This is a genomic window from Burkholderia sp. LFS061 (assembly GCF_047978125.1).
GTDB lineage: Bacteria > Pseudomonadota > Gammaproteobacteria > Burkholderiales > Burkholderiaceae > Burkholderia > Burkholderia pyrrocinia_C.
The window spans coordinates 1-24,397 of the sequence record NZ_JBFPFS010000073.1 but is presented as its reverse complement, the minus strand read 5'-3'; the positions used below and the strand labels follow the sequence as shown (position 1 = coordinate 24,397).

General features: G+C 59.8%; 20 protein-coding genes and 2 pseudogenes. 11 read left to right on the top strand and 11 right to left on the bottom strand.

Annotated features, from left to right (window positions below; genetic code table 11):
• The 6 genes from ACNQQL_RS34530 to ACNQQL_RS34505 form a co-directional block, all read right to left on the bottom strand.
• Positions 1–635: LysR family transcriptional regulator (locus tag ACNQQL_RS34530; RefSeq protein ID WP_347068982.1), on the bottom strand; the 635-nt coding region annotated here is incomplete at its 3' end.
• A 426-nt stretch (positions 636–1,061) separates the two neighbouring features.
• Positions 1,062–1,586, bottom strand: coding sequence for a DUF4411 family protein (locus ACNQQL_RS34525; RefSeq protein WP_175693687.1), 525 nt, complete (start codon positions 1,584–1,586; stop codon positions 1,062–1,064).
• Positions 1,583–2,797 carry an ImmA/IrrE family metallo-endopeptidase gene (locus ACNQQL_RS34520; protein WP_347068980.1) on the bottom strand — a complete coding sequence of 405 codons (1,215 nt, stop codon included), beginning with the start codon at positions 2,795–2,797 and terminating at the stop codon, positions 1,583–1,585. The genes ACNQQL_RS34525 and ACNQQL_RS34520 overlap by 4 nt, the downstream gene beginning before the upstream one ends.
• Positions 2,798–3,534: 737 nt before the next feature.
• Positions 3,535–3,984 carry a hypothetical protein gene (locus tag ACNQQL_RS34515; RefSeq protein ID WP_347068979.1) on the bottom strand — a complete coding sequence of 150 codons (450 nt, stop codon included), beginning with the start codon at positions 3,982–3,984 and terminating at the stop codon, positions 3,535–3,537.
• Positions 3,985–4,094: 110 nt separating this feature from the next.
• Positions 4,095–5,255, bottom strand: a complete 1,161-nt coding sequence (locus ACNQQL_RS34510; RefSeq protein ID WP_347068977.1) for a PDDEXK nuclease domain-containing protein — start codon at positions 5,253–5,255, stop codon at positions 4,095–4,097.
• Positions 5,252–5,530: an HU family DNA-binding protein gene (locus ACNQQL_RS34505; protein ID WP_347068975.1), complete on the bottom strand. Its 279-nt coding sequence runs from the start codon at positions 5,528–5,530 to the stop codon at positions 5,252–5,254. Before ACNQQL_RS34505 ends, ACNQQL_RS34510 begins: the two co-directional genes overlap by 4 nt.
• A gap of 493 nt (positions 5,531–6,023) precedes the next feature.
• On the opposite strand from ACNQQL_RS34505, the gene ACNQQL_RS34500 reads away from it, so the two are divergent.
• The 3 genes from ACNQQL_RS34500 to ACNQQL_RS34490 all read left to right on the top strand — a co-directional run bounded on the left by ACNQQL_RS34500 (position 6,024) and on the right by ACNQQL_RS34490 (position 10,547).
• Positions 6,024–7,859, top strand: a complete 1,836-nt coding sequence (locus tag ACNQQL_RS34500; RefSeq protein ID WP_347068974.1) for a phage integrase family protein — start codon at positions 6,024–6,026, stop codon at positions 7,857–7,859.
• Between the two features lie 1,000 nt (positions 7,860–8,859).
• The gene (locus ACNQQL_RS34495) at positions 8,860–9,519 is read left to right on the top strand and encodes an AAA family ATPase (RefSeq protein WP_347068972.1); all 660 of its coding nucleotides are present in this window, start codon (positions 8,860–8,862) and stop codon (positions 9,517–9,519) included.
• On the top strand, positions 9,516–10,547 hold the full coding sequence (locus tag ACNQQL_RS34490; RefSeq protein WP_347068969.1) for a ParB/RepB/Spo0J family partition protein: 1,032 nt from the start codon (positions 9,516–9,518) through the stop codon (positions 10,545–10,547). Before ACNQQL_RS34495 ends, ACNQQL_RS34490 begins: the two co-directional genes overlap by 4 nt.
• 145 nt (positions 10,548–10,692) lie before the next feature.
• Here the strand turns inward: ACNQQL_RS34490 and ACNQQL_RS34485 are convergent, their stop codons facing one another.
• Entirely contained in the window at positions 10,693–11,544 is an 852-nt protein-coding gene (locus ACNQQL_RS34485; RefSeq protein WP_226263795.1) for a replication initiation protein, read from the bottom strand.
• Positions 11,545–13,549: 2,005 nt separating this feature from the next.
• On the opposite strand from ACNQQL_RS34485, the gene ACNQQL_RS34480 reads away from it, so the two are divergent.
• From ACNQQL_RS34480 to ACNQQL_RS34455, 6 genes and pseudogenes are all read left to right on the top strand, one after another.
• On the top strand, positions 13,550–14,266 hold the full coding sequence (locus tag ACNQQL_RS34480; protein WP_347068984.1) for a type IV secretion system protein: 717 nt from the start codon (positions 13,550–13,552) through the stop codon (positions 14,264–14,266).
• Positions 14,263–14,652, top strand: a pseudogene (locus tag ACNQQL_RS34475) (TrbG/VirB9 family P-type conjugative transfer protein); the annotation flags it as partial. The gene ACNQQL_RS34480 and the pseudogene ACNQQL_RS34475, both read left to right, overlap by 4 nt.
• A pseudogene (gene traD, locus ACNQQL_RS34470) lies at positions 14,649–16,382 on the top strand (conjugative transfer system coupling protein TraD); the annotation flags it as partial. The pseudogenes ACNQQL_RS34475 and traD, both read left to right, overlap by 4 nt.
• A gap of 10 nt (positions 16,383–16,392) precedes the next feature.
• Positions 16,393–16,911: a hypothetical protein gene (locus tag ACNQQL_RS34465; RefSeq protein ID WP_347068964.1), complete on the top strand. Its 519-nt coding sequence runs from the start codon at positions 16,393–16,395 to the stop codon at positions 16,909–16,911.
• On the top strand, positions 16,908–17,198 hold the full coding sequence (locus ACNQQL_RS34460; RefSeq protein ID WP_347068962.1) for a hypothetical protein: 291 nt from the start codon (positions 16,908–16,910) through the stop codon (positions 17,196–17,198). The genes ACNQQL_RS34465 and ACNQQL_RS34460 overlap by 4 nt, the downstream gene beginning before the upstream one ends.
• A 15-nt stretch (positions 17,199–17,213) precedes the next feature.
• Positions 17,214–17,528, top strand: coding sequence for a hypothetical protein (locus ACNQQL_RS34455; RefSeq protein ID WP_347068961.1), 315 nt, complete (start codon positions 17,214–17,216; stop codon positions 17,526–17,528).
• A 440-nt stretch (positions 17,529–17,968) separates the two neighbouring features.
• Here ACNQQL_RS34455 and ACNQQL_RS34450 read toward each other — a convergent pair whose 3' ends face one another.
• The 4 genes from ACNQQL_RS34450 to ACNQQL_RS34435 all read right to left on the bottom strand — a co-directional run bounded on the left by ACNQQL_RS34450 (position 17,969) and on the right by ACNQQL_RS34435 (position 20,411).
• Positions 17,969–18,454 (bottom strand): hypothetical protein, encoded by a 486-nt coding sequence (locus ACNQQL_RS34450; RefSeq protein WP_347068959.1) that lies wholly within the window; start codon positions 18,452–18,454, stop codon positions 17,969–17,971.
• Positions 18,455–18,524: 70 nt separating this feature from the next.
• A complete protein-coding gene (locus ACNQQL_RS34445; RefSeq protein WP_347068957.1) occupies positions 18,525–19,454 on the bottom strand; it encodes a tyrosine-type recombinase/integrase in 930 nt (309 codons plus the stop codon).
• 173 nt (positions 19,455–19,627) lie between these two features.
• The gene (locus ACNQQL_RS34440) at positions 19,628–20,020 is read right to left on the bottom strand and encodes a DUF2471 family protein (protein WP_347068955.1); all 393 of its coding nucleotides are present in this window, start codon (positions 20,018–20,020) and stop codon (positions 19,628–19,630) included.
• 91 nt (positions 20,021–20,111) lie between these two features.
• Entirely contained in the window at positions 20,112–20,411 is a 300-nt protein-coding gene (locus ACNQQL_RS34435; RefSeq protein WP_347068953.1) for an H-NS histone family protein, read from the bottom strand.
• A gap of 519 nt (positions 20,412–20,930) precedes the next feature.
• Between ACNQQL_RS34435 and ACNQQL_RS34430 the strand changes: the two genes are divergently transcribed.
• Together ACNQQL_RS34430 and ACNQQL_RS34425 are read left to right on the top strand one after the other, a co-directional pair.
• Positions 20,931–22,400: a filamentous hemagglutinin N-terminal domain-containing protein gene (locus tag ACNQQL_RS34430; protein ID WP_347068951.1), complete on the top strand. Its 1,470-nt coding sequence runs from the start codon at positions 20,931–20,933 to the stop codon at positions 22,398–22,400.
• Positions 22,401–22,414: 14 nt separating this feature from the next.
• Positions 22,415–24,355: a hypothetical protein gene (locus ACNQQL_RS34425; protein WP_347068949.1), complete on the top strand. Its 1,941-nt coding sequence runs from the start codon at positions 22,415–22,417 to the stop codon at positions 24,353–24,355.
• Positions 24,356–24,397 lie beyond the last annotated feature (42 nt).

Sequence of the window (24,397 nt, the reverse complement as noted above, 5' to 3'; positions counted from 1 at the left end):
GTACCAGACGCACCGCGCGCTCCCGCACTTCCGGGGAAAATTTGCTTGCCTTCTTGTTCATGACTCGATTCTCTCAAGAATACGAGCCTCCACAAAATCCGGTGCGGTTCACTCTCCAGATAGGCCGGGCTGGCAAGAAGACGTAGCCTGCTGCTGCCGAGCTTGCGCGCGTGCAGTGTCGAGTCGCGCAACTCACCGATCCGGATCGCGACATCGGTGCGTTGTTCGAGCAAGTCGATGATCTCGTCGCTCGTATGAAGCTCGGCCTCGATCGCCGGATAGGCTTCGCGAAACCCCGGCATCATCGGCGCGATCACGTGCTGCATGAACGGCATCGCAGCATTGATCCGCAGACGGCCCGCCGGCGTTTCGCGCTGCCGGGCAATCTGGTCTTCGGCAAACTCGACCGACGCAATAATGTCTCGCGCATAGTCGAGGAAGACGTTGCCCTCTTCCGTGAGTTCCAGCCGGCGTGTCGTGCGCCTCATCAGCGTTGTGTCGAGTTTATCTTCCAGCCGCCGCAGGATTCGGCTCATCACGGAGGTCGGCTGATGCAACCGGTCCGCCGCACCCGTCAGCGAACCCGTGTCTGCGATCGTTACGAACGCGAGCATTTCGTCTAGTGTGGTCTTCATGAGAAGAGAGTCGAGCACCAATCGTAAGCCGCTACGATAGTGTGACTTCGTTCCGTTGATAACCATAAGTCGGAACGAATCATTTTTGATTTCCGATCAATATTCGGACTAATCTCAACACGTGCGGATGTCGACCCGGTCGAACCGGTGTGGACGGCCGATCTGCCACAAGTTGTAACGCTCGCCGCGACGCTCCACAATGCCCGCAACGTGTTCGCTTAGAGATGTTGTAGGCGTTCACAATTAGCGCTAGCCGTGTTCACAGGCTGAGCTTGAGGCAGAGAGCGCCCCGTCTGCACTCAGCGTCTCGACCGGCCGTGCGCTGCCTCGGAAATCGGTCTAGAAATCAGGACGTTACCGCCGCAACACGAGGATTCTGGAGTGACGCAACTATTTTGCTCTAAGCCCGAAAAAGGCCACATGCGGCTATGCCGTCGGCTTGAGCCACGTGGTCGTGAAGCCAAGCTCTCTCAACATTGTGAATGTGTTGCAGACAGAAACACCATTGTCCCGGCACACGTCCGGCACGCGGCGATTTGCCCGTTTTTTGGCTGGCGCAGATACCTCGATCGACACGACGACACGGTGACCCGGGTCGGTTACCGCGTACGCGATCAGGAATGGGTCCCTCCCGACTTCTTCGAGCTCCGTTTCGTCGAGGTCGGGAGCGTAGCCCTTCGCTAAGACAGAAGCCACGATTTCCGGGTCGGCCTCTTCTTGCAAAACAAGCGTCTCGTATACATCTGCGCGATTGAGCCATGTAACCAGGGCGTCTTTTTTTGCCTTGCCACCACCGTCGCGCACTTCGTCCAACGTCTCAATCGGCATCTTCACGTGCCCGAGTTCTGCCATGTGCAGCAGCCAATCCCAGAATACCGGAACCATCTCCATCGAGTAGTAGTCACGGTTGGCAGTGATCAGTACGTTAGCGTCAAGGAGATAAAGCTTCATGCCGCCCCTACCAACGCCTGAACATTGGTGGGCCGAACCCCCAGGATGCGGCCGGCTTTCGTCGGAGTCACAAAGCCTTCGGCGATCGCTCTGCGTGTTACTTCAACAAGCGCGTTGCCAACCCTGTGTCGCTTCACCACGTAGTAATTCGGGCCTCCTGCGGCGTCCGCTGCTTGCTCCTTCTTTTTGGCTCGCTCTTCCTCCCAGCTTCGGCGGAACTCGCCAGTAAGATCGGCCCACTGTTTGCGATCGATCTGGCGGCGCTTGAGCAGTCGATAAGCAACCAGAGCCCGGCTGACCTTACGACGGCTCGCGAAATCGCTGATCGCCGATATCAATTCGTGCCGCTCACCGCCGAACTGCCGAAGCTCGTTCATCTCGGCCTCTGGCAGTAGCATTTCGCTTGCGATGTCATTACAGAACTGTTCGATCTTCTGCTCGAAGTCAGCGCCGCTCACACCAGTGCGTCCAAGCCAGATATGCGCCAACTCGTGGAGCAGCGTGAATGACCACGCAACTTTCGCATCCTGATCGTTAACGACGATGAACGGCGCGACTTTTTCTGCTAGCGCGAAGCCACGGAAAATATCTGTGCTTAGTGCGGTGTGATGTGTGCCAAGGTTACCGATAAGGAGAACAAACACACCAAGCTTCTCTGTTAGTCCGCGTAGGTAGTTGAACGATTCCTCAACGCTTTTTTTGCGCCGAAATTCATCCAGATCGAACGAGAGCCGTTCACTGATTACCTTGGCAGCGTGCTCCACTGGTTGAGCCAACGTGATACTGCCGACGAATTTCAACGGCTGCGCCTCGTCCGAGTCCTCGAGAATCGACCTGACTAGACGCTGGCGGACGAACACATCGCGAACGAGGGCATCCAACTTGGGAGCACTCTCTAGTTCGCGGCCGCCAGGAAGCGTTCGGAAGTCTTCGCCCCGTTCGGCTTTCACGGGGGGGTGTTGAAGATAGAACGTCAGAAGTGGCCGCCGATAGGCCTTTGCCATCTTCAAGAGCAAGGGTCGGCTTGGGGCCTTCAAACCCTGTTCATACGCCTCGAGCGTTTCAGCGCCGCTTTGCCGGGCGCCCCCGAGCTGCAACGTTGTGGCGGCCTCATCGATGCCGAGGCCAGCAGCTTCTCTAGCCCATATGAGGATGCGGGGGTTGACCTGCGGCATTTTAGCTGAATTCGAGGTGTGGTAGGACCGGTTCATTATAGACGTACCGCCCCTGAAAACGGTCCTGAAATACAAGGGTGGACCCACTGTCCGTGAGGCGAAAAGCAACGTGGCCCGCCCCGTTCAATCCTGAGAAGTCGTATTGCCAGAATTGACTCATTGGGACGAGCCTCAATGCTATGGCACCGGGGGCTTCGGGCCTGAGGATCCCGAGCCATGGCCCAGTTTGCCGTGGGATGCGAAGGCGTTCGCCGTCTGCGTGGCCAGCACGCGCTGTCGCCGATAGACCGAATCCCGTACGTCATCCCGGTGACCGGGCTGGCTTGGGTGGCATCCCTCGCGCCGGCCATGCAGCCTAACTATCGATTTACAAATGTTGATAGCCTCAGATATCTGCTCGGCCGCCCCGCACGGACCACGGCATCGGTTCGCACCGTCCCTCCCGCCCCATCGCGCCCGCCCGGGGATGCCCTGGGCCGCACGGCCAACAACTGATCCGCGCGCTTGGCGGGATGTCCCGAAATGAAGGGTAACATAGTCCTTACTATTGACCCCTTCACTTCCGCCGCCAACGACTCGGCCACCTGCCCGTGGCAAACCAAGCGCTGCCCGAGACACAAGCGAGCGCTGCCCGGCGAACCTCCTTGCGTAAATAGCTAAAGTTTCAACGTAGAAACTTTTAGTTGAGGGAGCCACGCAGATGCGCCTAGTCTAGAAAGCCGCTTTGCCCCATGGATTCCTCCGGCTGTCGGTGCGCACCAGATATAGCGACCTCAGTCAGCTGATAGCCGGTCGCGCACCGGCTGAATTGGCAATCCAACGTCCCGTACGTCGGTGCGCTGCACTTGCTCCAGCGCATCGAGGTAGCGATGGACTGGAACCGCGGAAAGCTGCTCATCATGGATAAGCGCCAACGCCTCGAGTGCCGTACGCTCCGGGTCGGTCAAGGTCCACGGCTCACCACGCTCGGCACGTGCAATGCATTGAGCAAGTGCGGCGTCCGCTCGACGATACGGCTCCACATCTCCGTCAGCGGATAAACAGACGGCTAGAGCCAGCACGTTGGACAGCGTAACGATGGCATCGACGTCGCCGCGACCTTCGCAGAGGGCTGCAAGAGCGAGATGGTGTTTGAGCGAGAGGCGGCGTACCTGCTCCGCCGGAAGGGGTAGAAGCTGGGCCTTCGTGAGCGGCCGACGACGCAAGTTAGAGTGTTTTCGCATAGATGAGTCTCGGCGTTCAACTCGGTACCGAAATGACATTGGATTCGAGATCAGCGGGAGATTTTTGCTGCGGAACTAAGCTCCCTTCATACCGGATTCGTATCGCAAACTCATGTGCCGCGCCCACGCCGCTCCAGTTCAATTCGGGTGCGCTCGAGCTCTCGTGCGAACGTGGCTTCGTCCGGCAGTACCGTCTGATATTCAGCCGCGAGAACCTTGTTCGGCAAGTTGTCGAGCGCGTAATGTGCCTCTGCGGCGCCTTTTTCGGCACATAGGATGAGACCCACCGGCGGATTTTCCCCGGGCTTCATCCAGTGCTCGCGCGCGTAATTGAGGTAGAGGTGCATCTGACCGGCGTCGGCATAGCTGAAGCGCCCGACCTTCAGGTCAATAATGAGCAGACATCGCAGTCGTCGATGAAAAAACACCAAGTCGACACGGAACCAGGTGTCATCGATCCGGAGGCGCCGCTGCCGACCGATGAAAGCAAAATCATCGCCGAGTTCCAGCAGGAAGTCGGCGAGATGCTGGATCAAGCCGGCCTCGAGATCCGACTCCGAGTACTCGTCCTTCATATCGAGGAACTCAAGGATGAACGGATCGCGAATCGCCTCCTCAGGTGTAAGTAACTCACCCGGTTGCGGTTCAGCGGCTTTCCCGAGCAAAGACGCCTTGTTGCGGGACAACGCCAGCCGCTCGTAGAGCTGACTGCTCACTTGGCGGTCGAGTTGACGCACGGACCAGCCTTCACGCAGCGCCTCGGCTTCATAGAAATCGCGCGCAGCGGCCGCCTTCACCGAAAGCAGGCGCACATAGGCTGACCAGGGCAACGGAAACGCCTGCGCGACGGTGCTGAGTTCAAGCGGCGTGGCCTCCTCGGCCCTTGCAACGGACAATCGCTTGGTCGATTTTGCAGACGGTGTCGGGACAATTTTGGGGGCGGTGGATTGTGCAGACAGCGTCTGCACAATCCGATCGGCCGGCCAGGTCAAATAGAAGGCACGCATCTGGGCAAGGTTGCGCCACCCGAAGCCACGGCCGAACCGCTGCGACAAGTCTGCACCCAAGCGCCGGATCACAGCCTCGCCGTAGGCCGCCCTTTCGTCACCACCCTGCTCGAACAGGACGATCCGCCGCCCGATTTCCCAGTACGTCGCCGTCATCAACGCGTTCACGCTGCGGGCCGCGGCCGCGCGGGTGGACGCGACCACCTCAGAAATTTCACGGTGCAGGCCCGCATAGGTGACCTGCTCAACCTCCCGCTGCGTCACGACGCGTTCACCACATCCTTAAAGGCCTTGCCGGCAGTGAACCTCACCGTGTTAGCCGCGGCGATCGCGATCTCAGCCCCCGTCGTCGGATTGCGACCGGTTCGCGCCGCGCGCTGCCCCTGCGAGAACGCGCCGAAGCCGATGAGCTGCACCGCCTCGCCACGGCTCACGGCCTCCGTGATGACGGCCAACGCCGCCTGGACCGTCGTACTTGCTTCGCTCTTGCTGACGCCGGCACCTGCGGCAACGGCGTCGATAAGTTCCTGCTTGTTCATGAACCCTCCTGCTCACCAAGTCAAAGCCGAACCCTACCGCACACCACGGCCGACACGCAAACCTCGGAGAGCCAATACGGCGGTGCCGCCGGTGACCGCCTGCCCTCCCCATACGGAAGCCAGGCTTGCGCCTCACGCTTCTCGACCTGGCCGACACCCGGCGCCCGCTGTTGCCGATATCGGGCACCGGTCGTTGGCCTGCGATCGCCGCCCCACCGCGCCAACAGTGTGGCCCGACCAGGGACGATCGCCTCGAATAATAAGGCCCCAATTATTTTAACCGTGATAACTCGTATTATCACGGTTATGCTTAATAGCATAAAATAGGGGTATGGTGCTTTGCGCCTAGCCATTTCGCGGGTTTCGTGGACCATAGCCAGCGCTACTGCGCGCTAACTAGCTACCCGCAGCTTTCACGCAGCCTAGTTGCCGGCAGTGACTCGGCCAGCCCGAACTGACCTGCTGCACACAAACAACGAGCGAATCTAGCAAGATGGCCAACAAACCCCAGCCCGTTGCGCACCAGCGCACTTACAGCCGAAACGACTTCGCCGCCCTCCGCGCGTTCGTCCAGCACGTCCCGCCGGCGACGATCGGCCGGCTGTATCTTGGGGACGACGAGAACGGCGACCCGCTCACGGCCGCGGCTGTCGAGCGCCGGATGCGCGACATGCAGGCCGATCTGGTCGCGCTCGCGCTCGAACACGGCTCGCCAGTGCTCGCCGAACACCTGAAGACGTCGGCAAAAAAGCACGGCAGCGCCAAGCTCGCTGCCGTCTCCCTGAAGATGGTCGAGCAAGCGGCGCAGCTTGCCGTCGCGCAGCCGGAAGCTGCTCACACGGTTGGAATGTGGTTCCGGCCTCTGGTCGCCGTGCGTCTAAAATCGCGGAACATCGCGACGCTCGCGCAACTCGTGGCGTTCTGCAACGCGCGTGGCGGCACGTGGTGGCGTGCCGTACCGCGCATCGGCGCCGGTCGCGCACGCAGCATCGTCGCATGGTTACGTCGGCACGAAGCGACGATCGGCTTGCGTGTCGAGGCGGACGTTGATGCCCGCGATCCGCTCGTGGCCCCTAATAGCCAGATCGTCGAGGTCGGCGGCCGGGCAAGCGTGCTCGCGCCGCTCGAGCGAATGGCCATCGCCCACCCCTTGTCCGGCAGTACAGGCGAGAACCGGGCCGCCCTCTTCCCGTACATTCAGGCGCCGAACGATCTAGCTGCGGTGCGAGCATATCTGTACCAGTATCGCGAGCAACAGAAAACCTTGCGCGCCTACACCAAAGAACTCGAGCGCTTCCTGCTCTGGGCCGTCACGGTCAGGCGCAAACCGCTTAGTTCATTGCTCGTCGACGACTGCGAGGCGTACAAGGACTTCCTGAAGTCGCCGACACCTGAGTTTGTCGGCCCGCGTGCGCCCCGCCATTCCCATCGTTGGAAACCGTTCGCCGACGGTCATCTCGGAGCGCCGTCTCAGCGATACGCCGTGCGAGCTCTGCGCGCGGCGTTCGCATGGCTCGTCGACGTGCGCTATCTGGCAGGCAATCCGTGGAAGGCCGTGAACGACCCGCCGACCGTGACGCGTGAGCGCAAGCTGCAGGTCGAACGCGCGATCCCTGAAGCGCTTTGGAATCAGATTCGCGCTCATGCAACGCGACAAGCTTCGGCACTCGCCGACCCATCGGACAAGCGTCCCGATCCGCCGCAATGGCGCGTTGCGCTCGCTCTAATGCTGTTGATGGGGGATTCGGGCCTGCGGCGCGAGGAAGTCGTCGACGCGCAACGCAATACACTACGCGTGTCGCCGCACGCTCTAATCGACCAACCGGTTTGGCAACTAACTGTGGTCGGCAAACGCAACAAGGAGCGCACGGTGCCGGTCAGCCAGGATGCGATCGACGCACTGCGCGCACATTGGCTCGACCGCGGGGAGAACTTCGACTCGGCCGAGCACGGTCCGCTGGTTTCGCCCGTGCGGATACCGCGGACCGTGTATGCACAACGAAAGCACGGGGTAGCCGAGCGCCGGCCCTACTCGCCCAACGGCCTCAACGACTTGATCGAGTGGGTTCGCAAACGGCTAGTCGTCGAACTGATCGACATTGAGGAGTCGACGCGGGTCGCACTAGCTGGTCTGTCCCCGCACTCGTTCCGGCATACGTTCGGCACGCTGGCGGTCGCGAACGACGTGCCTCTCGACGTTGTGCAGAAGGTCCTGGGACACGCATCTCTGCAAACCACCTCGATCTACGTCCAGGCGGAGCAACAACGCATCATGCAAGAGGCGTCGCTATATTTCGGCAAGCGGGCACTCCCCTCTTCTGACGAGTAAGCAGTCAGCTAATGCGGACACATCCAGCGCCTGAACACCAACGACACTGCTCTCAACGACGCATCAACTCGCAAATCGAGATAGACGACAAGTACGCGATCGTTGCTCCATTTGGACTCGAGGCATCTGGTCGCGCTCCCAGATAATGTCGGACTTTGGAAAAGCTGTCGCTCAATGCCCGACATTATCTGGTAGTTCACTATGCGAAAAAAGCGAAGTCCTAGATTATCTCGGACTTAGTGCCGGCCACACTCTTGCCGCCCCCGTACTTCCACGGCCAACGCAGCCCTTTTGTTACGGGACACAAGTTCAGTATATAAGGCCGGAAAACATTTCTCTCCGCGCGACAGCCGGCGATCCTTTCCCGATGCCGGTCAATAAACTCGACCGCATTCGACATACTTTTTCGGTTCCATTGCATCGTCGCGCAAGCGAACGCCACTATGAGCACGACCAGCGCGGCCCGCAGTTTCTACGTAGAAACTCACGCCTCGGTCACTGCCGAGATCGCAATCCACGCATCAATTCCGCTTCAACCGCATCGCGTTCAAGGCATCGCACACTCGACGTCATAGGGCGGACCAGTTTCTACGTAGAAACTGGCACCCGAATCAGGCAGTCAGATGAAACAGAAAGATGCGCCCATCACATTTACATCGTCGTTGTCTGGCGAGATACCGGACATTCGCGTAGTCCGTCAACATCTTGGCCTTCATCAAGCTCACCGCAAAACATGCCAGACATATCGCCGGATCACGTTTTCATGCGGAGAGCTCAGCAGCCAGTTTCTACGTAGAAACTACCGGCCACGGCCGTGGATAGCATTCCCAACTGGATTTGGCCCGCCTGTCGTCGCCGTCAGAGACGATTTTCGCTTCAATTTCGGCGTATTCCTTGATGTTTTACGCGAACCATCCTAAGATTCCCGGGAGTCGTATTAGGGGCAGTTTCTACGTAGAAACTGCCGACGCTCCGAGCGTGGTTTCGAAAGGGAGAAGGCATGGCAGCGAAAATTATCGCGGTCTTTAATCAAAAGGGCGGTTCGGGAAAAACAACGACCTCCACCAATATAGCGGGCGCGTTTGGCATGCGGGGCTATCGAACTCTACTCGTCGATTTGGACGAGCAGGGAACTGCAACCCTCTCTGTCGGTTCCGCTCCAGATGATCGACCATACCCGGCTACCATCTCGAACCTTGCGCTTAGCCCTCGTCCCGATCGCGAGATTGCCAAGTATGTCGACGATTATGATTTTATTGTCATTGATTGTCCGCCCGCCATCAAATCGGCCGCGCCGTCCGTCGCCTTGTTGATTTCCGATCTGGGACTTATTCCGATTGCAGCATCGGGAGGCAACTTATGGGCTGTCCAGGAGGCCAAGAAGTTGGGGATGGAGGCGCAAATAAGGAATCCAGATCTCAAACTTCGATCGTTCGCGAATATGAACCAAAACGTGACGATCGTGAAACAGATCTTCGAAGCTGCAGCGGGCGACGAGGAACTCCCAATGCTGAAGACCAAGCTCGGCTTTCGTACCGCGTACAAGGAGGCGGAAGTATCTGGGGCGACAGTTCTTCAGCTTCGATCTGCGAAGGCGGCTCATAAAGAACTGAATGATCTTGTCGATGAAATTCTCGAAGTTCTCGAGGTGCGAGTATGACGAAGAAGGATTTTTCTGCTGCGCTCAATGCCGGCGTGAAGCGTGATCAATCGATGCGAGAAGCGGCGGTGCCCTCACGGTTCAACCGTGTCGATGAAGCACTGAGCGGGCGAAGCAGCCTGTTGGAGCCCCCAAAGGAAAATGTCGTTTCGCCAGCCCCTTCTTCAGCAGAAGCGTACCTAGCAAACCTTGAGCAATCAGGGAAAGTTCAGGCTCGGTACATCACGATGCCGATCAGCCGTATCGACGACAATCCGCTCAACAGTCGTACGATCTACAAGGAAGAGTTGGTCGCCGCCCGCGCAGCATCAATGGCGCGAGATGGACAACTCGTCCCCGTTCTCGCCGGCCGCCATCCCGACTTCCCGGATCGCGCAATCCTAATCGACGGACAGTTCCGGAAACTCGGGGCGCTCCGCAATCGCGCCGAAACGCTAGACGTCAAACTACTCGATGGCCTAGATCCAATCGATTTCTACCGTCTCGCTCGAGCAGCAAACAACGAGCGTGAACAAGAAACCGTTCTGGACGTCGCACTCGGGTACAAAAAGCTTCTCGACCAGGGCCACGCAAAGTCCAACGATGAGCTGGCAGTTCTCGTGGAGGAGGGCAAATCGAAGGTCAGTAAGATTCTTGCACTGCTTGAACTGCCACAGACCGTCCTAGATGTGATCGCTTCGCAGCCCAAACAATTCGGCCTCTCAACAAGCTACGAACTCACTCTGTATCTAAAGGCCGCAGACGAGAAGCGTACCTTGGCGCTCGCCGAGCGCATCCGTGATGAGGAACTCCCATTTCAGAAGGTAAAGGCTATCCGCGAGAGCCTCGAAAATGGACGGGCACCACGGAAGTCACTTTCCCGACAATACAAGGTGTCAACCGACGACGGAGCTGAGATTGGCGCAATCAAGGAGTGGGGCGACGGGAAAGTGCGTGTAGACCTCGTCCTCGGATCGGCAGAAAAAGCCGAGGCCTACGTCGCTGCTTTCAAGAAGCTCCTTGCCGACGACGGGCACCAGCTGAAATAGCGACTCAAGAGAGGGGAACTTGCCGCCCAGGGAATTACGCTTGGGCGGCATTCTCTCGACCGTGGGGGCCCGACAAGTCGCCTGGCGGTGCGTGTTACGAGCGAGCTACGGCAATTCGGACTTGCGAGGATCCGCCGCCACTTGCTCACGCAAATGCCACTTCGCTGTCCAACGCCAGCCGACTCTGCGGATTCTGCACAAACTGGAAATCGAGAGAATTCACAGCGCGACCAAGCTTCACCGGCGTCCAGGAAATAACGAGATCCGCTTTCGCGTTGAGTTCGTTCACCGCAGTCTCAATTACCCGACGCTTGATGTCTGCAAAACGGTATGTAGGAGGGATCTCGAGCACGTGCCGGAAGTCTTCCAACGTGATCAGGAGCCGTCCGCGATCCCGCTCGCGCATGAGCAGCTCGAGCAGCCGCCACGAATAGAGCGACTGCAGGCCCCTGGCAAACTCAAGTTGGTATGAGACAAACCGCCTTTGCAGCATGAAGATATGTGGGGTCAGGTCCGGTGAAAATGAGATCTCTGCCCATCCCTCTCGCTCGTGATAGACGGCCTTCCATACCCAATTCAAGACGATCTTTCTCGGACCATCCATGTACGTCAGCTGTCGCTTCTGAAGGCTTGCGCAACCCTCTTTCAGCCCCTCATATGCTGCAGTCGCCTGCTTCTCGCCAGACCTTGGAGCAAGTGCAGCAAGGGCGGCAAACTCATCTGCTCGAACACGAACGCTCACGTAGCCGTTCCCCGTGCTATGCAAGTATGGAGAACTCTTGCTGTCGATGCATCGGAGCGCGGCCATCATTACCCGCTTCTCGTTTAGAGTCAGCCCTTGTTGCGCATTCACAAGTGCACGGCTCATGGCAACGGTACCCTTTACTCGGCCGTCCCCGTCGAGAGCTGGCTCGTCGGACGACTCGATTTGCAGGGATTCAATCTCAACGATCTCGACCTGCGCCGGCTCCGGCTGATGCTTTGCCTTTTTGTTCACAAAGGTGACCTTCAGGAGGAAGTGTCACAATTATAAAGTGACATCGGCACAGTGCAAGTCACCGTTGTGGATAACGGTCGAAATTTGTCACTTCCAGCCCGCAATACGTCCACTGAGGGTCGGATTACGTCACTCCCAGGTCGGTAAACGTCACAGTTCTTTGACTGTGGCTCTCGGCAATCCCTTAACCAGTATGCCTCTCCGGGCATCGCCACAGCGTTTACAAAAGGTTTTACAAACGGTTCTATAAACTGTTTTACAAAGAACCCCGATAGAAAAGTTGCTCCGAAGCAACAAACCCGGCGGATCTCAACCGATTTCGCCCTTTGGAACCCCTCAAAAGTGACGTTTTCCGACCCAGAACACCAGCTTTGAGTCATCTGTAGCTCTCCACAGGCCCAGAGGACGGTTCTGCTCCCCGAAAAGGTGACGCTTTCCGACCTCAACGGGTTAAAGACACTGAGTACTCACTTACCTTTCGACCCGACATTGGGAGGCGAGGGGCTACAAAGCGGCGCTAGGTCGGAAAACGTCACTTTTCGAAGAGACGCATCAGAAAGAGACCCGCGCGACGGCCTAGTTAGATTCTGGCCGAGTTTACGGGTCGGAAAACGTCACCGTTTCAGAAGTCCATCCACCAAATGGGGCACCATATCCCGTCGATGACGATTCTCACCGGGTCGGAAAACGTCACCATTGATCCTGTTCCTGAGGTCGGAATAAGTCACTGTTTGGGCGTAGCTTCGGGTCGCATAGAGTCACCTTTTCTAGGACTCCGGGTCGGCAAACGTCACCTTTCTGGTGACGAACACCCAGGTCGGAATATGTCACTTTCCAAGACCGTCGATCGGGTCGGAATTTGTCATCGTTCAACAGTGGTGTGCGGGTCGGAATATGTCACCGAGAGGTATCTCCCGCAGGGTCGGATAATGTCACCGTTTGGGTTGAAGCAACTTCCAGGTCGGAAAATGTCACTTCCTGGCCGATCGCCCGAATGTGCGTCGCGAGACGCGTACTTCCTTATGACCCACCGCGCTCAGCGGGATCTTCCAAGGACTGACGGAAGGAGTGCGTTGACTAGGTCTTCCAAGACAGCAAGGTGAGGGATCACGCATTGAATGTCCGGCGAGTCGATTCGGATGTGTCGACCGCTTCCCCCTGGAGACAGCCGCAGTGCGAGACCATCCTTCACGCCGGCCGAACCAGTAGACAGTATCGATTTCACCTTCGTCGGAGCAGTCGCGGTCGGCACCGTCAGGGCTCTCCGGACGACTACCTCGTGTCCAAGTCCCCGGATCAACATCGTTACTGTTTCCGCTGTACGAAATGAGACACGACTCGGGCCTCCAAACGATGCTATGACCTCGGCAGGAAGCAGAGATGCTTGGATTGATCGTGTTACGGTTGCTTTCGATACCTTCAGGTCCGCGGCAAGCTTTGCTTGACTGGGCCAAAGATCGCGATCGAGCTGCTCGCGATAAAACTGGCCTAATACAACCGGTGGAGATTCTGCCTTCCGAAGATCCTCATGCCGTGCAATCGCGATCAAACGGGTGTGCGCTTTCTCAGCTGGCGGACTCTTGCAGAAATCGGAACGTGTCATAGCGAATGCTGGTAGTTGGCCTCGTATTGTTGCCGGTTCTGAAAAATGCCGCACAACTGGTTGAGGGGGCTAGTCGGCAAGCCTCGAGTGACGACGGGCCGCAAGCTCTTGTTTTTTCGAGGATATTGAAGCGCTCGTCCTCATTGAGCGGACATCGTTGTGTGTGCAACGTGTGCAACGCGCTTTCCTCGATTCTATCGTCGTGACTGGAAGCGCAAGTCTGAAAAGCTCACGAATTTCATAGGGCTTTTTGCCGTACACCCCTCAACCAGTTGCGCGCGGTGGCGTCGATGGCCAGCGTTTCCTGGCGTTGCGAAAAGGTCCCTGAAATGACGGCTCTTTTCCCAAGTGCCGTTGTCGTCCCGGCTGTTCCAATTGACCCGGACCAATTGGAACTCCGCGATGCGATTCCCCAGACTCTTTCCCCGTAGCAAGAAGCAGGTCGCGCTGTCGCCGGCGCCCGGCCACTACTCGAACGACGATCCTGAAACGATCATCTTCGATCAGGGGACGCGGCTGCGCGTCGAGGCAAATCACTGGAAAACCTTCTGTTTCGTCCTCGCCATCATCGCCGGCGGAGCGGTGTACACCCGGCAGCCGCCGCCGTCGGTCGTGAAGGCCTATGGCGTTTCCTCAGACGCCGGCGGTAATCCTTTGGTCAAGCAATTGGCCGCGTACAACCCTGACGACCAGGCGAAGCGCACGGCAATCAGAGAGGACGTCGAGCACTGGTTCACGATCGAGCCCGTCCTCACCGACGATATCCGTACCTCTCGTCTCGCCAAGAACATCAACGCGGTGAAAGCCAAGATGGTGGGTAACGCGAAGAACCAGTTTGCGTCCTGGATCAGCGACGACAAGCCGTTCGACCAGATCACGACCAATCCGAAGCTGGTTCGCGAGCCCAAGGTGACCAACGTGTCGCTGCTCGAGGATTCGACCGTCGTGGTCGAGTTGACGACGTCAACGCGGCAGTCGCCAGCGGACAAGCCCGTCGACGTGCGCTACGCATTGACGATGCGCTACCAGATCGTTCCCCCGACGGCCGAAGACGTGCTCGGCACGAATCCCTACGGCCTCTACTACCCGTTCTTCACCCTCCAGAAAACCGGCGCATGAAACGACCACGTTCCCTCCTGACCTGGGTCGCGGTCGCGTTGATCGCGGCGGCCTCCAAAACTTACGCCGCGAAGAGCGCGGCTAGTCCCATTGCGCCGATCCCGAATTTCGACGTCGGCAGCATCATCGGCGACGCGATGAGCCCGGTGAACCCATACAACTCGGGCGCTGACCCGATCACGATGCCGGGCGACGCGCGCATGGCCGTGTTCCCATACAGCCGCGACCAGATCTACCGCGTGATGACGGCACCGTTGAAGCTCACAACGATCGAGCTGGAACGGGGCGAGAGCCTGATCAGCGATCCGGCGATGGGTGACTCGGTTCAGTGGGTAATCGATACGGACGGGGCAAACCACGTGTACGTCAAGCCGACGAAGCCTGGGCGTTCCGCTCCGGTCAGGTTTGGCGTGCGCTCAAGTTCCGGATGGGATTGTCGACGAAATGGCTGACGACGCTCGCGGTGCCCGCGTTGCTGGCGATCCAGGCACGCATGCGGATCGAGGCCAACGCGATGTATCTCGGCACCGGCTTCGAGTGGACGCAGAAGCATTGCCAGATGGCTCACGACATCCTGCGGATGCCGACCACGGAGATCCCGGGTCTGCCGAAGTGGCTACCGAAGACCAAGCCCGGCCGCGCGTTCGAGGAGATGATCGAAAAGCTCTTCGCGCCAAAGGACAGCATCCGGGATCGAACGCCGCAAGGCGCGTCTTGGATCCATGGTCTGGAGGCAAACAAGGGCTACGTACCGTTCCATTACAAGGCGATGGGCGGCCATACCGCGGTGGGCGGTACCACCGGCTCTGGGAAGACTCGCACGTACGAAGTGATTTCGACGCAGGTCATCCACGGCGGCGACGTCCTGATCGACATCGATCCGAAGAACGACAAGGAATGGAAGGAACGCGCGGAGCGAGAGGCGAAACGAACCGGCCGGAAATTCCTCTACTTCAATCAGGCCAAACCGTCCGAGTCGATCCGCCTTGAGCCGCTCGATAGCTGGTCGCAGCCGTCGGAAATTCCGAGCCGCATCGCGCAGCTGATGGAGGAAGGGCCGTTCCGCGACTTCGCGTACCTGTTCATCAGCCGCTCGGTGAACGGCGAACTGTATATCGGCGATAAGCCGAACCTGCGTTCGATCCTCAAGTATGCGCAGCTCGGCATTGATCCGCTCTTGGAGAAAGCGCTCAAGCGCTTCTTCATCGAGAGCGGGTTGACCGACTGGGAGGAGTTGGTCACGGCGGACACCGTCAAGATCGCGAACAAGCCGGGCTCCACGCGCGTCGACGCGATGATTTCGCTCTATCAGGCCCGGTTCGGTGCGAACGACCGCGGACACGAGGCGATCGACGGGCTGATCGCGACCCACGTGCACGATCGTGAGCACTACATGCGGATCATTGCGTCCGCACTCCCGCTGCTGCAAATGCTCGCGACGGGTGAGACCGGCCTGATGCTGGCGCCGAAGGTCGACGATTTCGAAGACGAGCGCGAGATCTGGACGATCGAGAAGGTCATTCGCCAGAAGGCGGTTCTCCACATAGGCCTCGACTCGTTGTCGAACAGCATTGTGGCGAAGGCCATCGCGTCGATGATCCTGGCTGACGTGTCCGCGGTGTGCGGTTCGATCTACAACTTCTACGATGAACCGCCCGAGGTGGTGCTGATCATCGACGAGATCGCGGAAGCGATCAACGAACAGGTGATCCAGATCCTGAACAAGGGGCGCGGCGCCGGCTTCAAGGCGTTCGTGGCGTTCCAGACGCGCGCCGACCTCGAGGCGAAGTTGGGGAATGCCGCCAAAATGCTGCAGGTTTTAGGGAATCTGAACAACCAGATCATCTTACGCTTGGAAGATACCGACACGGCTGAGTGGTTCTCGAAGAAGGTGGGGGACACCGCGATTCGCAACCTGATCGTCTCCAGCAGCACGAGCAAGGCGAGCGAGGGCCATGTCGGCGAGTTCACCGGCTCGGTGACGCGGTCGCAGCAGCTGGAGGCAGTGCCATTGATCCCGACTCGCCTGATCCAGAGCCTGCCGAACCTGCAGTACTTCATGCGGATCTCGGGTGGCGCGGTGTACCAGGGACGTATTCCAATTCTTACAGGCTAAACAACCAAGCATGTCTGCCGTTTTCAAAAAAATCATTCGCGAGCACAAACTCTCTGCCCACCTGACTCCGGTGTTCACCTTCGCCCCAGAGTTGGAGCTCGCCTGCGCGCGAGTAGCGGACTTCGTCGGTGAACACTTCATCGGGAAGGCAGAGCCGCTCGTCAAGGAGATGTTCGTGGACGGACTCAGTGCATTCAAACGCGTGCGCAAGACCGGCGATCCGCATATCGCATTCATGCAGGGTCTGTTCGCATCCGCCCACTTGCTGTATGCGCGGCGCTTCGTCGTGCGCGATGGCGAGCGCTTCCATGTCTGGTCGCCGATGTTCGAACCGGTAACGGCGTTCGAGTCGCGCTACAAGCTTGCGCCGGAGATGGTCGACGAACGGTGCCCGGAGAACATCAGCCAGCGATCGGCGGCGTTCCAGCTCGCGGCGCGCGCGTTGACGGGTGAAACCTTCCGACTGTACTTCGAGGAATACGATGTCGCTCACGCATTTTCTGATACGGACGCTGGCCAGGGTCGATGACCATACCGCGCATCGTGCGATATGCGCAGCACGCCTTTCCAGCGCTTTCGGTCTGGTTCGACGTGCATCGGCTCGGGCGGCGGTACCACGTTCCAGTCCTCGATCCGCTGACGAAGATCGACATCCCGCACCACGGTTGGTTCTTTGTCGGCGCGTACGATGCCGAGGTACCCACGGATGGGCTTCGCGACTATGCCGCGGAGCAGTGGAATCGCTATACCCGTCCGGGGCGGCCGAGCCGGTATGCTCGAACGAAGTCTGGTGAGCAGATCGTCTATTTCGAATAGAGCGACCAGTTCGAGGTGGACACCGAGGCAGCGTGTGCATTCGTGACCTGCAGCTTCGATGCTGGCTGGTCGGTGAAGGCGCAGCTTCATTCGGGGATGGAGTCGGCCCGATTCTGGTTGAACGAAGGGATCGTGCGGCTGCCGGCCGGAATGGCTGGCCGGTATCAGGAGATGGCAAAACGAGGGCAGTATTTCGCCCACCTCGCCGAGCGACACAACCTGACGCCGTTAGAGCTGGACCGATTTCTCGTCGACAACGCGATTTCAGACTCCGAGCACCGTACGATGCTGAATCTGGCGCCGGTCGACCTGTTTTCGCAGGCCGCTTGACGGAAAGTAATCTTGGACACAGCCCGGCACTCATGTGCCGGGCTTTTTTTCGTCAGCTGCCCTGGGATCGAGTCTTACATTCCGAGTGTGTAAGCGTGGATGATCGCGTAAATGTGATACACGCAAGCCAAAGCCATTGCCGCAGTCATCTTCCGGTCGCCTCGACGGGCCGGCGACTGATCGCTGAGAAACACCATTGCCTCAAGCGCTGCGCGTGCTAGGTCAAGTATGAACTTCATTGTGTGATTCCTCGCCACGTATAGGGCACGACGTGCGCCCTCTCAATGAAGCAATACGACAATGCCCCGAGATGTTTCACCCCCCCTTGCGAAATAAATCTCGACGGGCACCGGCTCGATGTTGGCCGCGTCCACCGTGGGAGTTCGATCGGCGTGGCGACACCTCGACGAGGTGTCGTTGTCGCCTACCCACAAGGCTTCTTATGCCGCGCTGTTATCGGGGCTTTTCAGCAATGCGGCGAGGTCAGCGTCCGGCGATGTCGGGGTGGAATGCGCCGTCAGAATTCGCGCGCGGCCGATTACGAGGTTTCGAGAGTCGATCGAGATGCGCTCGATATGTCGGCCGCGGGCAGCGCGCTCGGGGGGCTGCTGAAACGGATGGCCACGATGGATGTAGTCTTCGAGGTCCGGCTCGCCTAAAACGACCTGGTGCGTGTCGTTCTCGGTCAGCGCGACGCAGAGCATTGCGAACGGGATTCCAGCCAGCTCCCGATCGGCGATTCGATTGAGGACAGCGTCACGCGCTTGGTGATCTGCTCTCAAGATGCCCTGCGAGCCCTTGTGATTGTCGATCTGAACGACGATTTGCTTGGCCTCGGAACGGCGGGCAATGAGCCTGTATCGACAGATCACGAAATCGCCGCCCGCGAAATAAATGAGGTCTGTGTAGCGCGTTACGTAGTCCATAGGAACCCTCCGATAACAAAGAAGCCAGCGAAAGTGCTGGCTTCTTCAGGCTATCGACGTGGCCAAGAAGTCAAGTTGCGCCGTTGGCTTGCGGAGCGGGTTGGAGGGTGGCGCGAATTCGGATCACGGTCCGTTGGCTTGTGAGGCCCAGCGCGTACATGACGTCATCGTTGCTCCGGCCAGCGAGCAGGAGGCGGCGTGCGAAGGTGTTGCGAAGGGTGCGCGGGCTCATGTCGGGCACGCGGATGTCGACCGCGAGCAGTTCGTCGCGCACGATCCGGCCGAGCATCTCGTCCGTCATCGGCCCGCCCGCGCGGGGCGACGGGAACAGCAGCGCGCTGGCGGCCGCTGCTGTGTGGTTCCTCCATCGCTCCAGCACCGGCCGCGCGAAGTCTTCCAGGTTGATTCGACGCGCTTCGCGTGGGCCTCGCTTGGGGATCAGGATGTGCGGCCGCGCCGGCGAAAGATCGAGGTCGCTGGTTGTCGCCTGACGAATTTCCTGCGCGGTGATGCCTGTCGCAAGCAGCAGCGCGACGATCGCGCGATTGCGGACCGCACGCTCGTCGAGGCCGTCGAGCGAGGCAACCGACTCCTGCAGGCGGCGATCGTCGGCCTCGAGCAGGTACACCGGGACGGGCTCATCCTCCGGCCACGTCTGCGTCAGCGTATAGGCGGCCGCTGGATTGGTCTTGCGCACGCCGACGTCGACGAGGTGTCGGCCGAGTCGGTCGAGGAGCTTCTGGTAGCGAAGCCGCGTCGTGGTGCCTGGTTTGCACCGGCGGTCCACGTCAGCTAAGAACGATTCGAGGTGATCCGGGCCGAAGGTGGCCAGCGACCGCTGCGCGGCCGCGAGGTGGCGCATGAAGCGCTCGAACATGGCTTCGTGTTGGACGATCGACCGGGGCGAGAACGCGCGCCGATCGGCGCCGGCGGCTTCGGTGCGCTGCCACTGCTGATAGGCCTCGGTGGGTGCCGACAGCCAGAGAGTCGGATCGTCCATTCGACCTTATATACTGAATATTGCCTACCCCAAGCATAACGCGAATCTACGATTCGCGTCCTTTGCCAGCAGACGGGAGGGGTGACCCGGTCCCGTCACTCGGATATCGCTAGCGCGCACAACCTGCGCTCCAGCCGATTTTCCGCCCGCCAAGCAATGTGTCGACCGACCGCTCATGCCGCTGCTTTGGCTCGGTCGGAGAGATCGACCGCCGACAACCGTTCCCGAACGCTGAGATAGACGATCGGAAGTGATGAGTCCGCCAACGTCCAGTCGATCAGGCCGCTCAGATCGACACCCGGAAAGGTCGCTGGGCCTATCCGCGGAAGGGCATCGACGACTGCCGCTTCATTCCGGCTCTGGAACGCGAGATCCGAAAAGGCTTGCTCTTCGATTTCGAGCAGGACGGGCCAGCTCCAGGCGTGCGTCAGTCCTGCCTTCAGATGGCGATCCGCGAGTGACGTGGCGATGCGGCGCAGGTCTTCCGTGGCGTGCGCGAGCGCGTGCTCGAAGCGCACTGGGTCGGGTTGCGGACCGGGCGGCGTAACGGTTTCTGAGCTTTCCATAGGGGCGTCGAGGTGATGCGGCGGCCGGTTGTGTCGAAGCCGGCCGCCGTGTTGCGTTGCACTGTAAATATATCCAGTGTCGAGACTCAGTTCAAGAATTGGAGGGCTGGGGCGCGATCTCGAATGGTGCGCGGTCCTTGCCATCGATCCAGGCCGGTGGACGGCCACGACCGCTCCATGTTGCGCCGGATTCGGGATCTCGATAGCGTGCTCGCGTGGATTGGTGTTTGCGCGCTTTGTTGCCGCCGAAAATCTCTCGGGCGGAAAGATCAAATTCCACCACCATGCGCTTCACTTCAGCCAGCACGGTTTGGCGTGCTGCGGCCTTGGCATTCTCGATTTCGGCTTCGAGGACGGCGCGTTGTGCAAGCAGCGTTTGGTAAGTCGACATCATTTCTCCTGTCGCGGTTAGGGAATCGATATCAACCAGCGTACCGGCTCACATGGAAAGTCAAGTTCCGCTCGTTGTAGCGCAACAACCGGATCAACTCCATCGACGTTCGCGGCGCGGCTGCTTGTTCACTCAATCGCTTTCAATCGAGACGAAGCAGCGTCGACTATTTTCGGTCAGTTTCTGATCGGAAAATGACCGACGGCTCTATCAGTCACACTCTTTAACGTTTAGCACATCGGCGGCGCGCCGCGGCCATGGCTATACCGTGTACGGCGTCGCCGGCAAAGACATCGACATTGCATGGAAATCGTCCCTAACTCTCGAGAGCACGATTTTAAAGATTGGTGTTTGATTGAGCGGCTTATTGATATAGATAAGCGAATAACTTATTAATGCATTTATCGTATGGTGTTTGTAAGTAAATGCCGTGAGCTTATCGCCAAGCCTGACAATTGTTGACCATCTTTCAGTTTTGGCTGTGCGACTATCTGCGGAAAATTCAGAGCGAGACCAACTATGCGCCGCAGCACGCGCGATATTGAGATTCGGCACGTTCAACGGGAAACGGCCAAACAGGCGATTATCGTCGACCATGCTCCGCTGAAAAGCGAAGGACACGCGCTATGGGTCAAGGCGACTGCGTGGGTCATGACGGCGGTGATGTATTTCGCGCCGGCCGTGTTTCTCGCGGATCAAACGGCGCACGCCGCACCGATTGTCGATCCGCGGGCGCCGATTCCCTTCCAGCCGATGGTTACGCAAACGAGCACGGGCGTGCCGGCTATCAATATCCCCGCGGCCAATGCGAATGGCATTAGCGTCGGACAGTATCAGTCGTTTAACGTGGGACCTGAAGGTCTCGTGCTGAACAGCAGCACGGTGGCGGGGACTCCGCTGCTCGGCGGTACGCTGGGCGCGAATCCGAATCCGAATCCGAATCCGAATCCGAATCCGAATCCGAATCCGAATCCGAATCCGAATCTGAATGGCCGGCCGGCGACGACGATCGTCAATCAGGTCAGCTCGACTGGCCCAGCGGCCTCATTGTTCGGTCCGCTCGAGGTATTCGGCTCGCCGGCGGCCGTCGTCGTGGCGTCTCCGAATGGCGTCAGCGTCAATGGTTTGAGCGTGACGAATGTCACGAATTTGACGCTCACAACCGGCACGCCGCAGTTTCTGACGGGTGTCGGCGGCACGGCAACCGATTTTACGCATGCGGGTGCGGTGGCATACGACGTTCGCTCAGGCAATATTTCGATCAGCGGGCCCGCCGGTAACGACGGCACGCCGGGTGCCGGGGTGGAAGGCACCGTCGGGAATTTGGACCTTATTGGCCAAAGCGTCTCGGTCAATGCCCCGCTGCGCGCCGATCAGCGCGTGAACATCGTCACGGGCAACCAGCTCGTTACGCCGGCGTCGTCGAATGCGACCGGTATCACGTACGGAACGGCTGCAAACGGCACGGCCAACACTGCCGCGGCGATCGGCAAGAGCGTCGCGGTCGACGTGAGCCAATATGGTTCGGTCACATCGGGCACCGTCTATATCGTGTCCACGGCGGTCGGTATGGGTGTGAACACGCAAGGTCCGCTGTCGGCGACGGCGGGCAACGTAATCGTCAATGCGAACGGCGACATATCGGTCGGACAAACGTTTGCCAATCAGAACGTCAATCTGACCAGCACGGGCAACACGACGATCGCGGGTACGGGTCTCGCGAACCAGAACTACACGGTCAATGCGAACGGCGACATCAACGCGCCGGGTGCGGTGTCGGCCGGGCAGAACGTCATGATGACGGCGGGCGGCAATTTGAATGCCGCGTCTGTTGCCGCGAACGGTGCGGCCAGCCTGACGGCCGGCCAGTCGATGACGATCGATTCGCTGTCGGCGCACGACATCGCGCTGCAGACGACCAATGGCGATCTCACGGTCGGCGGCTTGAGCGCGCCCGGCACGGTGTCGGCGAAAGCCGGGCGGATCTGACGGTCAACGGCGCGGTGCAGGGTGGCAGCACGGTCGCGCTGGCGGGCGCACGCAACGCGACGGTCAACGGGCAGGTGTCCGGCGTCGGCGATACGACGATCGCCGCGCAAACCGGCTCGGCCACGGTAAACGGCAATGCGCAATCGAACGGTGCGTTGTCGGTGACGGCTGGCCAGAACGCTGCGGTCGGTGGCACGGTACAGGCGCAGGGGCCGGTGACGATCGCTGCACACGGCGGCTCGATCACGGGGCAGGGCAACGTCGCGTCGTCGCAAGGCGCGGTGAATCTGAATGCGGGGCAGGCCATTGCGCTGAATGGAGCGGTTCAGAGCGGCAGCACGATCAATGCGACGGCCGGTACGAACGCAAGCTTCGGCGGCACGGTTTCCGCACCGGGCGCGGTGACGATTCAGGCGGGGCAGGACACGACGCTGGGCGGAAACGTAACCAGTGGCGGGGCCCTGAACGTGACGTCGGGCGGCAGCACCAGCGTGCAGGGAACGGCAGCGTCGGTCGGCGACATGACGCTCGCGGCCAACGGCGGCTCGTTGACGACGACCGGCAACGTGGTGTCGCTCGGCACATTGAACGCGATTGGATCGCAGGGCGTGAGCCTTGGCGGTCTCGTCTACAGCGGCAGTAACGCATCGATCGGATCGAGCGCGGGTAGCGTCGCGATCGCGGGTGCCGTGTCGACGCCGGGCACGGTCAATATCAATGCCGGGCAGGACGCGACGGTCGCCGGGACGATCCAGAGTGGCCAGGCCACGACGATTGCAGCCGCGCGCGATGCGAACCTGAATGGGGGCCTCGCGGTCAGCAACACGGGCAACGCGAGCGTGACGGCGGGCCGCGACATCAACGGCACGGGTGCGATCAGCGTCGTGAACGATACGACGCTCAATGCCGGTAACAACGTCGCTATCTCAGGCGCGATCCAGACTGGCAACAATCTGAGTGCAGCCGCTGGCCAGAACCTGTCGGTCGGCGCGACGACGGCCGTGGGCAGCAGCAATCTGACGGCGACCAACGGTAGTGCGACGCTCGCAGGCGATTCACTGTCGGGCGGGACAACGACGATCACGGCCGGTACGGACGTGAACGCACAAGGCAGCCTGAAGAGCATCGGCGATCTGAACGCCAATGCGAAGACAGGAAATCTGACGGCAGCCGGTCCAGTTTCGACGGCGGGCAATGCGACCCTGGCCGCCGGCCAGAATCTGACGCTCAACGGCCAGACGACCGCGTCGAAAAATGCGAGCCTCACGGCGACCAACATCACGACGCAGGGCGTGGCGGTGGGTGGCAATCTGACCGCCACTGCGACGAATAACCTCGATACGTCGGCAGGCCAGTTCAATCAGCCCTTCAGCGCCACCGCGCCGGCCTTGTCGGTCGGCGGCAATGCGACCTTGTCGGGTGCAAACGTGACGACCGCGAACGCGGTGGTCGGCGGCACGACGCAGATCACCGGGACGCAAAGCCTGACGACGGGTGGCACGGCGGCCTTCAAGGGCGACGCGACGCTCGCCGGCGGCACGGTCAATAACGTCGGGACGCAGATGGCGGCCGACAACCTGAACGTGTCCGGCTCGACCGTCTCGAATTCGGGCAGCTTGTCGTCGCTGCAGACCGCGAACATCACCGCGACGAACCTCAATAACTCGGGAACGATCTACGGGCCGACTGCGAATTTCAACGTGTCGGGTGCGACGACCAACTCGGGCGGCTTGCTCGCGACGAACGCACTGAACCTGACGACCGGCAGCCTGAGCAACGCGAACGGGCTCATTTTCTCGGGCGACGTCAACAACCCGACTACGGCGATCGGCAATACGACCGTGACGGTCACCGGCGGCAATGGTTCGTTCGACAATACCAACGGCCGGATACCTGCTAGAGGTGCTATCTGGAATCGCAGACAAGGCCGAGTCGCGTGCGGAAACGCATGCTGAGCACCAACGCCAGGGACGTGCCGGCCTCGGCACACCTCCGGC